The organism is Yoonia sp., from assembly GCF_014859355.1.
GTDB lineage: Bacteria > Pseudomonadota > Alphaproteobacteria > Rhodobacterales > Rhodobacteraceae > Yoonia.
This window is the reverse complement of the sequence record NZ_JACUUJ010000033.1, coordinates 1-14,389: the sequence shown is the minus strand read 5'-3', so window position 1 is coordinate 14,389 and position 14,389 is coordinate 1. Positions and strand designations below refer to the sequence as shown.

Below are 14,389 nucleotides of genomic sequence, written 5' to 3'. Positions count from 1 at the left end.
ACAATGACCGAAGCATACATTTATGACGCTGTGCGCACCCCACGCGGTAAGGGCCGCAAGGATGGCAGCCTGCACGAGGTGACATCTGCCCGCCTGTCTGCGGGCGTGCTGAACGCGCTGAAAGACCGCAACGGATTGGACGGTCACGCCGTCGAGGATGTGATCTGGGGCAATGTTACGCAAGTGGGCGAACAGGGCGGCTGTCTGGCACGGACGGCGGTGCTGGCCTCTGATCTTGATCAATCCATCCCGGGCCTTGCGATCAACCGGTTTTGCGCATCCGGCATGGAGGCCGTGAACCTGGCCGCCAATCAGGTGCGCGGGGGCGCGGGGCAGGCCTATATCGCCGGTGGTGTAGAAATGATGGGCCGGGTGCCAATGGGCAGTGACGGCGCGGCGATTGCCGTGGATCCGTCTATCGCGATGGATACCTATTTTGTGCCACAAGGTATTTCCGCCGATGTCATCGCCACCGAATACGGGTTTTCGCGCGATGATGTTGACCGGCTGGCCGTTGAAAGCCAGCGCCGCGCCAAGGCCGCATGGGATGAAGACCGCTTTGCCAAATCCATGCTGACGGTGCGCGATGTCAACGGCCTGCCGATCCTGGACCACGACGAATACATGCGGCCACAGACGGACATGCAGACGCTGGGTGCGCTGAACCCCGCCTTTGCCGCCATGGGCGAGGTGATGCCGGGTTTCGACAAGGTCGCGCTGATGAAATATCCGCATCTGGAACGCATCAACCATGTTCATCACGCAGGCAATTCATCGGGCATTGTAGATGGGGCCGCCGGTATCCTTATCGGATCAAAGGAATTTGGCGAGTCGATGGGCCTGAAACCCCGCGCCCGCATCCGCGCCAACGCCAAGATCGGCACCGATCCCACGATCATGCTGACCGGCCCGGTGCCGGTAACCGAAAAGATCCTGCGCGACAGCGGGATGTCGATCAGCGACATCGACCTGTTCGAAGTAAACGAAGCATTTTCCGCTGTCGTCTTGCGCTTTATGCAGGCGTTTGATGTCGATGACAGCCGCGTCAACGTCAACGGCGGGGCCATCGCGATGGGGCACCCGCTGGGCGCCACGGGCGCGATCATCATCGGCACCCTGCTGGACGAGTTGGAGCGCACCGGCAAAGGCACCGGCCTTGCCACGCTTTGCATCGCATCCGGCATGGGTGTCGCCACAATTATTGAACGCGTGTAAGGGGGAAACGATGACCGATTTCACACTCAAGACTAACGCCGATGGCGTTGCCGTCATCACATGGGACACGGTTGGCAAATCCATGAATGTGATGAACCAGCAAGGGTTTACCGATCTGGAAACGCTGATTGATCAGGCGCTCGCGGATGATGCGGTCAAGGGCATCGTCATCACGTCCGGCAAGGATACTTTTGCCGGCGGCATGGACCTGAACATCATCGCCAAAATGAAGGACAGCGCCGGTGACGACCCCGCACGCGGCCTGTTCGATGGCGTGATGGGCATGCACGCCATTCTGCGCAAGATCGAACGCGCGGGCATGGATCCCAAAACAAACAAAGGCGGGAAACCGATTGCTGCCGCCCTGCCTGGCACCGCACTGGGCATCGGGCTGGAAATTCCGCTGGCCTGTCACCGTATCTTTGCCGCTGACAACCCCAAGGCGAAAATCGGCCTGCCGGAAATCATGGTCGGCATTTTCCCTGGTGCCGGTGGGACCACACGCCTGGTGCGCAAACTGGGCGCGATGGGCGCATCGCCCCTGCTACTGGAAGGCAAGCTGAACGACCCGCAGGGGGCCAAACGTGCCGGTGTGATTGATGATGTGGTCGCCGATCCGGTTGCCGCTGCGAAAGAATGGGTGCTGTCAAACCCCACAATCGTCAAACCATGGGATGAAAAGGGCTATAAAATGCCCGGTGGCGCACCTTATCATCCTGCAGGTTTCATGACCTTTGTAGGCGCATCGGCCATGGTAAATGGCAAAACTCAAGGGGTTTACCCCGCCGCCAAGGCGCTGCTGTCTGCCGTCTACGAAGGGGCCTTGGTCCCGTTCGACACCGCCCTGAAGATCGAGGCGCGCTGGTTCACCAATGTGCTGATGAACCCAAGTTCAGGCGCCATGATCCGCAGCCTGTTCATCAACAAGGAGGCGCTGGAAAAAGGCGCCAACCGTCCTGACGCACCGGATCAAAAGGTGAAAAAGGTCGGCGTGATCGGTGCGGGTATGATGGGCGCGGGTATCGCGCTGGTGTCGGCGCTGGCGGGTATTCAGGTGGTTCTGATCGACGCCAAACAAGAAGCCGCCGACAAGGGCAAATCCTATACCGCCGATTACATGGACAAGGGGATCGCCCGCAAAAAAGTCACCGAGGATAAAAAAGCGGCGGTGCTGGGCCTGATCAATGCGACAACGGATTATGCCGCACTGACAGGCTGCGACCTGATCGTCGAGGCGGTGTTCGAAGATCCCGGCGTAAAGGCCGAAGTGACGAAAAATGTGCAGGCTGTCACCGGGCCTGATTGCATTTTCGCCACCAACACCTCGACCCTGCCGATCACGGAACTGGCCAAGGCATCGCAAGACCCCACAAAATTCATCGGCATCCACTTCTTTTCGCCCGTGGACAAAATGATGCTGGTGGAAATCATCAAGGGCCGCGATACAGGCGATCTGGCCGTCGCAAAGGCGCTGGATTACGCCCGCCAGATCCGCAAGACGCCGATTGTGGTGAATGACGCGCGGTTTTTTTATGCCAACCGCTGCATTATTCCCTACATCAACGAAGGCATCCGCATGGTCAAGGAAGGGGTCGCCCCCGCCCTGATCGAAAACGCCGCAAAGCTGGTGGGAATGCCCTTGGGGCCGCTGCAATTGGTCGATGAAACATCCATTGATCTGGGTGTGAAAATTGCAAAGGCGACCAAGGCCGCATTGGGCGATGCCTATCCAGATGGTGCGGTGGACGAGGTGCTGTTCTGGATGGCCGACCAGAACCGTCTGGGCCGCAAATCCAACGCCGGTTTCTATACCTATGATGAAAAGGGCAAACGCAGCGGTCTGTGGCAAGATCTGGCCGCGCAATACCCTGTGGCCGATGACCAGCCCGACGTGATCACCGTGCAGCACCGCCTGCTGTTCGCGCAGGTGCTGGAAGCGGTACGCGCCCTGGAAGACGGCGTGCTAGAGGACATCCGCGAAGGCGACGTAGGCGCGATTCTTGGCTGGGGCTTTGCGCCTTGGTCGGGTGGGCCGTTCAGCTGGCTGGATATCATCGGCGCGCCCTATGCCGCCGAACGCTGCGACCAGTTGACCGCGCAGTTTGGCGACCGCTTCAAAACACCCGACCTTCTGCGCGAGATGGCAGACAAGGGCCAGGAGTTTTACAAACGCTTTGCCAAGCAAGACCATGCCGCATGAAAAAAGGGGCGCACCCGTCGTCGGGTGCGCCTTGTCAAAATCTTGAATTGTCCGGCAATTCAGGCTTGTCATATCCATATGTTCTCTTGTCTTATGTGCGACATAGGGCGAGGAGATACAGATGGGCTGGATGCGCGATGAAACCGGTCTGGGCAAACGAGACGCAAATTATGTCCCGCTGACGCCACTGTCGCATTTGCAACGGGCAGCAGCGGTGTTTTCTGACCGCGAGGCGCTGGTCTATGGCGCAACGCGCCAGACTTACGCAAAATATTACCGGCGCGTCACACAGTTGGCGTCAGCACTAACCAAGGCCGGCATCGCGCCCGGTGACGTGGTGGCCACGATCCTGCCCAATATCCCCGCCCAGTCAGAGGCCGCTTTTGCCGTGCCCGCTTGTGGTGCTGTGCTGAATACAATCAACACTCGGCTGGATGCCGCCACCGTCGCCTATATCTTTGATCACGGCGAGGCAAAAATCGCCATGGTAGACAGCCAGTTCCTGCCGCTGGCGATGGCAGCGATTGACCTGATGGAAACATCTGCCCCCCTGATCATCGAGGTGCCAGACCCCGTCGCCGGTGTGCCCGCCATTGGCACGCAAATCGACTATGAAGATTTCCTGGCGACCGGTGATATCGCTTTTCAATGGATCATGCCGCAAGACGAATGGGAAAGCCTTGCGCTGAATTATACATCCGGCACAACGGGGCGACCCAAGGGCGTGGTTTACCACCATCGCGGCGCTTATCTGATGACGATGGGCACGCCGATATCGTGGGAATTGCCGTTGTTCATGCGGTATCTGCAAATCGTGCCACTGTTTCATTGCAACGGCTGGAACCACACATGGATGCTGCCCGCGCTGGGCGGCACGGCGGTCTGCTGTCGCGATATCTCGGCGGCGAATATCTATAACGCCATCGCGGACGAAGGCGTGACCCATTTCGGCGGCGCGCCCATCGTGCTGAACCTGATCGTGAATGCAAAGGATACAGACCGTCGCGCCTTTGACCATGTGGTGCATGTGTTTACCGCCGGTGCCCCGCCCGCCGCCGCCACGCTGGCCGCGATTGGCAAGTTGGGGTTTGATGTCAAACAGGTTTACGGGCTGACCGAAACCTATGGACATGTCACCGAATGTATCTGGGATGACGTGTGGAACAGCCTGCCCGACGATGAACAGGCCGCAATCAAGGCACGCCAGGGCGTTGCCATGCCGATGATGCAGGACGTGACGGTGGTGAATGAAAAGATGCGGCAGGTCCGCATGGACGGTGCCACGCAGGGCGAAATCGTGATGCGCGGCAATGCCGTGATGAAAGGCTACCTGAAGAACCCTGCGGCGACAGAAAAAGCCTTCAAAGGGGGCTATTTCCATTCCGAAGATCTGGCGATGCAGCATCTTGACGGGTCAATCCAGATTTCCGACCGGGCCAAGGATATCATCATCTCGGGTGGTGAAAACATCTCTTCGGTCGAGGTGGAAGGCGCGCTGATGCATCATGCGGCGGTAAACCTTTGCGCTGTGGTGGCAAAACCGGATGACAAATGGGGTGAAGTGCCTTGCGCCTTTGTCGAGTTGAAAGAAGGCGCGCAGGCGGACGAGGCAGAGCTGATCACATTTGTGCGCAACCGGCTTGCGGGATTCAAATGCCCCAAAAAGGTCGTGTTTCAGGAACTGCCCAAAACCTCGACTGGGAAAATCCAGAAATTTGAATTGCGCAAGTTGGCAAAGACACTTTAGGCGCAGCAATCCAGCCGCCCAGCGCCCAATACCGGCATGACATTCCCCCACCGGCAATGTAGGGTAAAGGGAAAAGGGCAGTTTGGGCAATGACAGCACTTGATCGATACGTGCGGTTGGAAAGTGACGGTCTTTGGCGGGCGGGACCGGATGCACAGCGGCGCGATGTAACGGTATCATTTGGTGACGCGACACTGGTCATCGCTGACAACACCGGCCGGCCGCTGGCGCATTGGTCGCTGCCTGCGCTGTTGCGGCAAAACCCGCAAATCCGCCCCGCAATCTATACCCCAGACGCCGACGCCAGCGAGACGCTGGAAATTTCCGACGACCTGATGATCGACGCCATTGAACAGATCAGGTCGGCCGTGGGCAAAACGCGCCCGCAACCCGGCAAACTACGCCATCTTGGCACGATCGGAGCCGTCATCGCGGTGCTGGCGCTTGCCTTCTTCTGGTTGCCCGGTGCCTTGATGCGACAAACGCTTGCGGTTGTGCCTCAATCCAAAAGGACAGAAATTGGCGCAACGATCCTTGGCCATATCCAGCGGCAAACCGGAACGATCTGCCGGGAACCTGCGGGCGTGGCCGCGGCGGGCCGGCTTGTGACACGGCTGCTGGGGGCTGGCACGAATATCCGCCTTGTTGTCGTGCCGGGCCTGCCCCAAGGGGCGGCCCCCCTGCCCGGTGGAATCATTGCATTGGACCGGGCCTTGCTGGAAAAGACCGACGACCCCGCCGTCATCGCCGGATATATGCTATCGGCCCGCAGCGCGCGGTTCAAGGCAGATCCGCTGGAACTAATCTTGCAGCGCGCTGGCTTGTCTGTCACGTTTCGGCTGTTAACCACGGGTGATTTGCCAACAGAGGTTTTACAAGCCCACGCCGCGCGCGTGGTTGCAGGCGAAGTGGCCCGCCCGGACCCCGCGACATTGCGCGCCGCCTTTACCGCGGCAAACGTGCCCGCTGCGCCGTTCAATGCGATGGTAAGCGCCCGCGCTGATGGCGTGGCCCCGGTGCGCCCCGATTTGGCAAGTGACACAAACGGCACCCTGATCCTGAGCGATGGTGATTGGGTCAGCCTTCAAAATATCTGTAACGGCTGAAAGCCGCACCTACCTGGTGCCGAACATCCGGTCACCCGCATCCCCAAGCCCGGGCACGATATATCCTTTTTCATTCAGCTTTTCATCAATCGCTGCCGTGATGATGGGCACATCTGGGTGCGCCTCTTTCATGCGGGCGATGCCTTCCGGGGCGGCCAGAAGGCACAGGAACCGGATCTTGGTAGCCCCTGCCTTTTTCAGTAGATCAATCGCTGCCACCGATGAATTCCCCGTTGCCAGCATCGGGTCAACGACAATCACCATACGGTCCTCAAGATGTGGCGGCACCTTGAAATAATACTGCACCGGTTGCAGCGTTTTCTCGTCGCGATACAGCCCTACAAAACCCACCCGCGCCGACGGGATCAGTTCAAGGATCCCATCCAGCAAACCGTTGCCTGCCCGCAGGATCGACACCAGCACCAGTTTCTTGCCCGCCAGCACCGGCGCATCCATTTCCTGCAACGGCGTTTCGATGTTTCTGGTCATTATCGGCAGTTCGCGCGTCACCTCATAGGCCAGCAACATGCTGATTTCGCGCAAAAGCTGGCGAAACACCGCCGTTGACGTGTCTTTCTGGCGCATCAGCGTCAGTTTGTGCTGCACCAGCGGGTGGGTGACGTGGGTCAGGTGTGCGGTCATTTGGCAGGCTCCAGTCGTTTGGCAACGCGGGCGCGGGTGGCTTCGTCGCAGAAGGCAGCGGCAAGCGCTGTTTCATTCAGGTTTGTGAAATCATCTGTATCCCAGCCAAAGGTTTTGGCCAGCATCGCATATTCATCGGTCATCGTGGTGTGAAAGAACGGTGGATCGTCGGTGGATACGGTCACCCGCACACCCGCATCGCGCAGTTTCGCAATCGGGTGCGCACCCCAGCCGGTGACGGCCTTCAGCACCACGTTGGACCCCGGGCAAACCTCTAGCACGATGCCTTTTTCGGTAATTTCCTGCAGCAGGTTGCGGTCATCGATCGCGCCGATGCCGTGGCCGATGCGTTCCACCTTCAGGTCGCGGATGGTGTCGCGCACCATCGCCGCACCGCCCCATTCGCCCGCATGGCAGGTCAGGCGCAAACCGGCCTCGCGCGCCATGTCGAAGCTATAGGCGTAATCGCCCGGACGCCCCGCCATTTCCCCGCCTGCCATGCCATAACCGGTGATGAAACCGCCGCGCGTTTCCGCCGCACAGCGCGCCGCGACCTTGCACTGATCGGGGCCGAAATGCCGGATGCCGGTGACGATGCCGCGCAGGGTGATGCCCATGCGCGCCTCTGCCTGCGCTGCCGCATCCTGCATCGCGGCCAGATAATCGCGCCACGCGGCCAGATCCCCGCCGCCGCAAAAATCAGGCGATACAAAGGTTTCCATGTAGACGACACCGTGTTCAGCGGCCTGTTCCAGCACCGCCAGCGTCAGGCGGCGGAAATCGTCGGGGGTTTGCAGGGTGGTGCAGGCGGCCTCGTAGATTTTCAGGAAATGATCGAAGTCACGAAAAGCATAGCCGCCGTCCGCGTCAAAAATCCCGCTGATGTCGATCTTTTTCTCGCGCGCCAGCCCGGCGATGAACGCAGGCGGTGCGCAACCTTCAAGGTGGGTGTGCAGTTCGACTTTGGGCATCTGTTTGAATGTCATAGAAAACTTTTCCCCTTGCCCGCATAGGCGATGCCCAGATGATCCGCGATACTGGCCGCCACGTCGACAAAGGCCAAATGCCCCAAGGCGCGCGCGCCGATCCCATGCACCAGCACCGGCACCTGTTCGCGGGTGTGGTCGGTGCCTGCCCACGTGGGGTCATTGCCATGGTCTGCGGTCACGATCAACAGATCATCGGGGCGCAACCGGGGCAAAAGCCAGCCCAGCGCTGTATCAAACCATTCCAGATGCGCGGCATATCCTGCGGGATCACGGCGGTGGCCATATTCGCTGTCGAATTCGACCAGATTGGCAAAGATGAACGCGCCGTCGGCGGCCTCATCCACCAGATCGCTGATATGGTCCATCAGCACCGCGTCCGCCCCTTTGCGCAAATCATCAATGCCGCGCATCGAGAAAATATCACCGATCTTGCCCACCGCATGCACGGTGCGGCCCGCGTCATGGACATAATCGCAGATCGTGGGCGCAGGCGCAGCAATCGCGAAATCCTTGCGGTTTGCGGTGCGTTTGAATGCGCCCGGTTCGCCAACAAAAGGCCGCGCGATCACGCGCCCGACCTTCATCGCGTGCAGTGTCGGCGCAAGGTCGCGGCACAACTGATACAAACGCTCTAGCCCGAAATGCCCTTCGTGTGCGGCGATCTGCACCACACTATCGGCAGAGGTATAGCAGATCGGCCAGCCGGTTGCGATGTGGCGGGCGCCATGCTCGGCGATGATCACCGTGCCAGAGGCATGACAATTGCCCAGAATATCCGACGTTCGGGCATGCGCGCAAATTTCTGCCGTCAGGTCAGCGGGAAAGGCTGGTTGGCTGTGGGGAAAGGTATGCCATTCCCACGGCACCGGCACCCCTGCCAGTTCCCAATGGCCCGATGGGGTATCCTTGCCGCGCGACACTTGTGTTGCCGCCCCCCATGCGCCGCTGGGTGACACCCCAAGGCCGGGCGCGTCAAGCCTCGAGGCCAGTTTGACAGCCGCCCCCAGCCCCAGCGCATCCAGCGTGGGCAGACGCAGATCGACGGTCTGCGCGATATGGCCCACGGTATTCGCGCCAGTATCGGGCAGATCGCCATTGAAATATTCGCCTGCATCCGGTGCGCCGCCAATGCCGACACTGTCGATGACAATCAAAAATGCACGCGGCATCACGCAATCCTTTCAATAATCAGCGGCCCTGCTTTGGGGGCCACCCCAATGGTGATGGCCGCCCGCACGGCCTGTGCGGCGGCTTCGGCGGCGTCTTCGCTGGCGGCATGGACGGTGCACAGCGGTTGCCCCCGCTCCAGATAATCGCCCAGCCCCACCACATCGGTCAGTCCGACAGCGGGGTTGATCCGGTCAGTTTCTACCCGCCGCCCGCCGCCAAGGGCCACCACCGCACGCCCCAGCGCCGCGCCATCAATCGCGGCGATATGGCCTGCGATAGGGGCCGTGATATCGCACACGATGGGGGCGCGCGGCAAATGCGTGCGCCAATCCTCGGCCATGTCGGGGGGGCCGCCCAATGCCGCGACCATGGCGGCGAAACGGTTCATCGCCTGACCGCTGGCGATGGCTTTTTGCATCTTTACGGCAGCGTCATTTTCGGCGTCGCCATGCAGCGCCAGCAGGCGCGCGCCCAAGCTGACCGTCAGATCATGCAGGCGCGGGGCGGCGGCGCGGTTGCCTGCCAGCACCTCCATACAGACCGCCACTTCGACCGCGTTGCCAAGCGTGGGGGCCAGTGGCCCGTTCATATCGGTGATCAGCGCCGCTGTCGGGCACCCTGCCCCGTTGGCGGCATCGACCAGCGCGCGGGCCAGCACGCGGGCGTCATCGGGAGTTTTCATGAACGCGCCGCTGCCCGCTTTGACATCCAGCACCAGCCCTTGCAGACCAGCCGCCAGTTTCTTGGACAGGATCGAGGCGGTGATCAGATCGACGCTATCGACCGTCGCAGTCACATCGCGGATGGCATAAAGCCGTTTGTCCGCAGGCGCGATACGCCCCGTCGCCCCCACGATGGCGCAACCGATCCGGCCCACGATGTCACGCAATCGGTCCTCGGTCACGTCCACGGACAGTCCCGGAATCGCTTCCAGCTTGTCCAGCGTGCCGCCGGTATGGCCCAGCCCCCGGCCTGAAATCATCGGCACGTAGACGCCGCACGCGGCCAGCGCGGGCGCAAGGACCAGCGACACGCAATCGCCCACCCCGCCGGTGGAATGTTTGTCAAGCACCGGACCGGGTAAATCCCACGCCAGCACATCGCCGCTGTCGCGCATCCCTTGCGTCAGGGCCACGCGGCCCGCATCCGACAGCCCGTTCAGGCAGACCGCCATAGCAAAGGCTCCCGCCTGCGCGTCGCTGACCGCCCCCGAGGCCAAGCCAACGGCGAACCAGGCAAGCGCATCGCCCCGGGGCGTTTCGCGGCGGCGCACTGCAGCTATGATCGCGGCTGCGTCCAACGTCAGGCGTCGCGCATATGATCTTGATCAAAACCATCCGGCAGCAGGGCCGCCACCGTCGTTGTCTGGATCACCCCGCTGGTCGTGGCCAGCGTGACCACCACATCACCATCGGCAAATTCCGCAATTTTCTGGCGGCAACCGCCGCAGGGGCTGACGGGTTTGGGGCAATCAGCAATCACCGCCACTTCGGTGATGCGGGTATCGCCTGCGGCGATCATGGCGGCAATCGCGCCTGCCTCGGCGCAGGTGCCTTCCGGGTAGGCGACGTTTTCGACATTGCAACCACCATAGACAGCGCCAGATGCGGCCTTCACAGCGGCACCCACCTTGAAGTGCGAATAGGGGGCATAGGCGTTTTCGCGCACTTTGCGCGCGGTTTCGATCAGTGACATGTCAGTTCCCTTTTGATGGATAGACTGCTTTCATAACAAACTGGCCCCGCGCGCCACCTTGTGCAAGGGGGCAGGTTCAGGCCGGCAGCGTCACCTCCAGCAGTTCCAGATCATCTGACAGATCGGTATAGCGCGTCGCCATCCCCGGCGGAATGACAAAGGCATCACCAGCGGCTAGCGCATAGGGGTCTTGACCTTTGCCCTGCAACGTCATCGTGCCGTCCATGACAAAGGTGAAATGGATGTCGGCGTCATGCGTTGTCCAGACCGTGTCACCCTGACCGCGTCGCAACACGTATACCCCCGCCACATTGCGCGTATTGGCGGCGATTGTGGTGTCACGGCTGACAAATCCGGCCAACCGGGCCGGCTGCCAATCGGCATCGACCGCCTTGTTATGGACAAACCGCTGGCCCTGCCATTCCCGATCCGGGCGCAGGTTGGCGGTGGGCAGGGTCATGTCGTGGTCAATCTCGGTGACATGTTCGGCAGGCACACCGATTTCGATCACCTCGATCCCGTCGGATGCCTTAAGCACGCGGTGGCGGATTTCAGGGGGCTGGATGAAACAATCGCCCGCGGTCAGGCGGATCGGGCCGCCCTGATCCTCGTAAACCACATCGACCCAGCCGCGATAACAGAAAATCAACTGAAACCCGACACGGTGAAAATGCACCATATCAGGCACCGGGCCACCATCGGGAATCCGGATGTGGCTGGCAATGATCGACCCGCCAAGGCGGTTCGGGATCAGGTCGCGATAGTGCATACCGGCGCGGCCAATCACCCAAGGGGCCTGATCGGCCAGACGCCGCACGACAAAGGCGTGATCGGTCTGCGGCAGAACCAGCGGCGGGTGCAGCGGGTGCACATCGACCGTTGTGCCGCCGGGCGATACCAGCGTTTTCGCGCCCTGCGCAAACCCCGGATCATCCGTCAAAATCCGCAGGCCGGGGTTTACCCCGGCGCCCTGTTCCAGCCGCACCCGTAGCCCATGACCGGAATACACCGCCACCGATGGGTTATCGGCGGGATAGATCATGTCCAACCGCATCCCCAAGGTCTGGCCAAAAAACCCCAGATCGGCGCGCAGGTCGGTGCTGCGCAGGCGGATTTCCGCACGGATTTCATATGTCTGTGTCATGAACAAATCCTGTCGCGGCAGCATCCGCTTTGCAAGCGGGGAGTGGCAGCCGCGTCATTATATTGGCGCAAATACAACCGGCACCCGAACAGATTGCATATCGCCCCCGATCCATGATTAATAAAGGGGCCGGCTTCCCTTGCGGCAGAAAAGTGGTTTAACATTAAACCATATTTTGGAGACACCTATGCCAGACGATGAAAACAACAGCCAACGGCAGGCCGCCCTTGACTATCACCAGTTCCCCAAACCCGGCAAACTGGAAATCCGCGCGACGAAACCGCTGGCCAATGGCCGTGACCTGTCCCGCGCCTATTCCCCCGGCGTGGCCGAGGCCTGTCTGGAAATCAAGGCCAACCCCGATACAGCGCGCGATTACACCACGCGCGGCAATCTGGTTGGTGTCGTGACCAACGGCACCGCCGTGCTGGGGCTGGGCAACATCGGCGGGCTGGCGTCCAAGCCGGTGATGGAAGGCAAGGCGGTTCTGTTCAAGAAATTCGCCAATATCGACTGTTTTGACATCGAGTTGAACGAACCAGACCCCGAAAAACTGGCCGATATCGTCTGCGCGCTGGAACCCACATTCGGCGCGATCAACCTAGAAGATATCAAATCGCCGGACTGTTTCATCGTCGAAAAGATCTGCCGCGAACGCATGAACATCCCCGTGTTCCACGACGACCAACACGGCACCGCGATTGTCGTCGGGGCCGCCACCACCAATGCGCTGCGGGTTGCGGGCAAGAATTTCGCAGAGATCAAAGTCGTCAGCACAGGCGGCGGCGCGGCGGGTATCGCTTGCCTGAACATGCTGTTGAAATTGGGTGTCAAACGCGAAAATGTCTGGCTTTGCGATATCGAAGGTCTGGTTTACGCGGGCCGCGAAAAGGACATGACCCCGCAAAAGGCGGAATACGCCCAAGGCACCACGCCTGCCACGCTGGATGATGTCATCGCAGGCGCTGATCTGTTTCTGGGCCTGTCGGGGCCGGGCGTGCTGAAACCCGCCATGGTTGCGAAAATGGCCGACACGCCGATCATCTTTGCGCTGGCCAACCCCACCCCCGAGATCGACCCAGACACCGCGCGCGCGGTCAAACCCGATGCCATTATCGCCACGGGCCGCAGCGATTTTCCCAATCAGGTCAACAACGTGCTGTGCTTTCCTTTCATCTTTCGCGGGGCATTGGACGTGGGCGCGACCGATATCAATGACGCGATGAAAATCGCCTGTATCGAAGGCATCGCAGCACTGGCCCGCGCCACCACCAGCGCCGAGGCCGCCGCCGCCTATCAGGGCGAAAAAATGACCTTTGGCGCGGAGTATCTGATTCCCAAACCCTTTGACCCCCGCCTAATGGGGGTCGTGGCCAGTGCCGTGGCGCAGGCCGCAATGGATACCGGCGTGGCCACGCGCCCGATCACCGACATGCAGGCCTACAAGGCGAAACTGGACAGTTCGGTGTTCAAATCCGCAATGATCATGCGGCCCGTGTTCGACGCCGCCCGCAGCACCCCGCGCCGCATCGTCTTTGCCGAAGGCGAAGACGAACGCGTGCTGCGCGCATCCCAGGCGATCATGGAAGAAACCACCGACACCCCCATCCTGATCGGGCGGCCAGAGGTGATTGCCCTGCGGTGTGAACGGGCCGGGCTGAAAATCCGCCCCGGCGTTGATTTCAGCATCGTAGACCCCGCAAACGACCCACGCTATCGCGATTACTGGGAAACCTATCATGGCTTGATGGCGCGCAAAGGCGTCACTCCCGATCTGGCCAAGGCGATCATGCGCACCAACACCACGGCCATTGGCGCCGTCATGGTCCACCGCGACGAAGCCGACAGCCTGATCTGCGGCACCTACGGGCAATTCCAGTGGCACCTGAACTATGTCACGCAGATCCTGGGCACTGCCAATCTGCACCCGGTGGGGGCGCTATCGCTGATGATCCTTGAAGACGGGCCGCTGTTCGTGGCCGACACGCAGGTGCATCCCGAACCAACCCCTGCCCAAATCGCCGAAACGGTGATCGGGGCTGCGCGGCACGTCCGCCGATTTGGTGTCACACCGAAAATCGCACTGTGTTCGCACAGCCAGTTCGGCAATCTTGATTGTGACACCGGCCGCCGGATGCGGGCGGCGATGGCAATCCTTGACAGTGCGCCGCGCGACTTCATCTACGAAGGCGAGATGCACATCGACACCGCCCTTGACATTGACCTGCGCGCCCGCGTTTTCCCCGAGGCCAATTTGTCCGGCGCGGCCAATACGCTGATCTTTGCCAATACCGATGCGGCATCAGGCGTGCGCAACATCCTGAAAATGAAGGGCGGCGGGCTCGAGGTCGGGCCGATCCTGATGGGCATGGGCAACCGCTGCCACATCGTCACCCCCGCCATCACCGCGCGCGGCCTGCTGAACATGTCCGCACTGGCAGGAACACCGGTGGCGCATTATGGGTGAGAATTTGACGCCTG

At 60.9% G+C, this 14,389-nt stretch carries 11 protein-coding genes; 5 read left to right on the top strand and 6 right to left on the bottom strand.

The window, feature by feature from the left end; genetic code table 11:
• The first annotated feature begins 3 nt into the window (after positions 1-3).
• The 4 genes from IBX59_RS11525 (at position 4) to IBX59_RS11510 (ending at position 6,268) form a co-directional block, all read left to right on the top strand.
• The gene (locus tag IBX59_RS11525) at positions 4-1,215 is read left to right on the top strand and encodes an acetyl-CoA C-acetyltransferase (protein ID WP_296375642.1); all 1,212 of its coding nucleotides are present in this window, start codon (positions 4-6) and stop codon (positions 1,213-1,215) included.
• A 10-nt stretch (positions 1,216-1,225) separates the two neighbouring features.
• A complete protein-coding gene (locus IBX59_RS11520) occupies positions 1,226-3,415 on the top strand; it encodes a 3-hydroxyacyl-CoA dehydrogenase NAD-binding domain-containing protein (RefSeq protein WP_296375639.1) in 2,190 nt (729 codons plus the stop codon).
• 121 nt (positions 3,416-3,536) lie between these two features.
• Positions 3,537-5,162 (top strand): AMP-binding protein, encoded by a 1,626-nt coding sequence (locus IBX59_RS11515; RefSeq protein ID WP_296375636.1) that lies wholly within the window; start codon positions 3,537-3,539, stop codon positions 5,160-5,162.
• 89 nt (positions 5,163-5,251) lie between these two features.
• Positions 5,252-6,268: a hypothetical protein gene (locus IBX59_RS11510; RefSeq protein WP_296375624.1), complete on the top strand. Its 1,017-nt coding sequence runs from the start codon at positions 5,252-5,254 to the stop codon at positions 6,266-6,268.
• 9 nt (positions 6,269-6,277) lie between these two features.
• Here the strand turns inward: IBX59_RS11510 and upp are convergent, their stop codons facing one another.
• The 6 genes from upp to IBX59_RS11480 all read right to left on the bottom strand — a co-directional run bounded on the left by upp (position 6,278) and on the right by IBX59_RS11480 (position 11,908).
• Positions 6,278-6,910 carry a uracil phosphoribosyltransferase gene (upp, locus tag IBX59_RS11505; RefSeq protein WP_296375620.1) on the bottom strand — a complete coding sequence of 211 codons (633 nt, stop codon included), beginning with the start codon at positions 6,908-6,910 and terminating at the stop codon, positions 6,278-6,280.
• On the bottom strand, positions 6,907-7,896 hold the full coding sequence (locus tag IBX59_RS11500; RefSeq protein ID WP_296375618.1) for an adenosine deaminase: 990 nt from the start codon (positions 7,894-7,896) through the stop codon (positions 6,907-6,909). The genes upp and IBX59_RS11500 overlap by 4 nt, the downstream gene beginning before the upstream one ends.
• Complete coding sequence (locus IBX59_RS11495) at positions 7,893-9,068, bottom strand: phosphopentomutase (RefSeq protein WP_296375616.1); 1,176 nt, start codon at positions 9,066-9,068, stop codon at positions 7,893-7,895. Before IBX59_RS11495 ends, IBX59_RS11500 begins: the two co-directional genes overlap by 4 nt.
• Positions 9,068-10,369 carry a thymidine phosphorylase gene (locus tag IBX59_RS11490; RefSeq protein WP_296375615.1) on the bottom strand — a complete coding sequence of 434 codons (1,302 nt, stop codon included), beginning with the start codon at positions 10,367-10,369 and terminating at the stop codon, positions 9,068-9,070. Before IBX59_RS11490 ends, IBX59_RS11495 begins: the two co-directional genes overlap by 1 nt.
• A gap of 2 nt (positions 10,370-10,371) precedes the next feature.
• The gene (locus IBX59_RS11485; protein WP_367119378.1) at positions 10,372-10,764 is read right to left on the bottom strand and encodes a cytidine deaminase; all 393 of its coding nucleotides are present in this window, start codon (positions 10,762-10,764) and stop codon (positions 10,372-10,374) included.
• A 76-nt stretch (positions 10,765-10,840) separates the two neighbouring features.
• The gene (locus IBX59_RS11480) at positions 10,841-11,908 is read right to left on the bottom strand and encodes a cupin domain-containing protein (protein ID WP_296375613.1); all 1,068 of its coding nucleotides are present in this window, start codon (positions 11,906-11,908) and stop codon (positions 10,841-10,843) included.
• Positions 11,909-12,095: 187 nt separating this feature from the next.
• Here IBX59_RS11480 and IBX59_RS11475 point away from each other — a divergent pair, with 187 nt between their 5' ends.
• Entirely contained in the window at positions 12,096-14,375 is a 2,280-nt protein-coding gene (locus IBX59_RS11475) for an NADP-dependent malic enzyme (protein WP_296375611.1), read from the top strand.
• Positions 14,376-14,389 lie beyond the last annotated feature (14 nt).

Bases quoted from the DNA above. Each gene is read 5' to 3' on its own strand.
- IBX59_RS11525 (WP_296375642.1), top strand. From the start codon at position 4: ATGACCGAAGCATACATTTATGACGCTGTGCGCACCCCACGCGGTAAG.
- IBX59_RS11520 (WP_296375639.1), top strand. From the start codon at position 1,226: ATGACCGATTTCACACTCAAGACTAACGCCGATGGCGTTGCCGTCATC.
- IBX59_RS11515 (WP_296375636.1), top strand. From the start codon at position 3,537: ATGGGCTGGATGCGCGATGAAACCGGTCTGGGCAAACGAGACGCAAAT.
- IBX59_RS11510 (WP_296375624.1), top strand. From the start codon at position 5,252: ATGACAGCACTTGATCGATACGTGCGGTTGGAAAGTGACGGTCTTTGG.
- upp (WP_296375620.1), bottom strand. From the start codon at position 6,910: ATGACCGCACACCTGACCCACGTCACCCACCCGCTGGTGCAGCACAAA.
- IBX59_RS11500 (WP_296375618.1), bottom strand. From the start codon at position 7,896: ATGACATTCAAACAGATGCCCAAAGTCGAACTGCACACCCACCTTGAA.
- IBX59_RS11495 (WP_296375616.1), bottom strand. From the start codon at position 9,068: ATGCCGCGTGCATTTTTGATTGTCATCGACAGTGTCGGCATTGGCGGC.
- IBX59_RS11485 (WP_367119378.1), bottom strand. From the start codon at position 10,764: ATGTCACTGATCGAAACCGCGCGCAAAGTGCGCGAAAACGCCTATGCC.
- IBX59_RS11480 (WP_296375613.1), bottom strand. From the start codon at position 11,908: ATGACACAGACATATGAAATCCGTGCGGAAATCCGCCTGCGCAGCACC.
- IBX59_RS11475 (WP_296375611.1), top strand. From the start codon at position 12,096: ATGCCAGACGATGAAAACAACAGCCAACGGCAGGCCGCCCTTGACTAT.